This is a genomic window from Bacillus sp. HMSC036E02 (genome assembly GCF_001836235.1).
Classification (GTDB): domain Bacteria; phylum Bacillota; class Bacilli; order Bacillales; family Bacillaceae_G; genus Bacillus_A; species Bacillus_A cereus.
Genome location: NZ_KV827870.1, coordinates 1 through 382, shown reverse-complemented (window position 1 = coordinate 382; position 382 = coordinate 1). Strand labels below are relative to the sequence as shown.

The window sequence follows — 382 nt, the reverse complement described above, 5'->3', positions numbered from 1 at the left end:
AAAAGGAATTTGCCAATTTTTTTGCAAAACTCAATGGTGGTTCAACAGATTGGATATGAATATACATAATCAATGGTTTCATATATAACCAATGATTATGTAAGGCGCTAACAATAATCCCTTGTTGAACAATTGATTGCATAAATAAAGGAATTTCTTCTTGTAAAATAGCGATTTCTCCAAAGTTCAACGCATTGCCATTTTGATCTAACGATTCAAAAGATATCCCAACCGGTATCACTGAGGTGCTTGGTCGTCCTTGAACCAGCACTTTAATATTACGGCGCAAGGAGACAGAACAAACACCCTGATTTATGTTGCTTTTTCCATTAAGAATTTTAGCAAATTGTTCACAAAGAAAATTAAGGTTGTTCATAAATCT

The 382-nt window shown here is 33.5% G+C and carries 1 protein-coding gene; it reads right to left on the bottom strand.

Translation table 11 applies throughout. From position 1 onward, the window contains the following. Positions 1-376: DUF1259 domain-containing protein (locus HMPREF2590_RS25040; RefSeq protein WP_070861607.1), on the bottom strand; the 376-nt coding region annotated here is incomplete at its 3' end. Between the last annotated feature and the right edge of the window lie 6 nt (positions 377-382).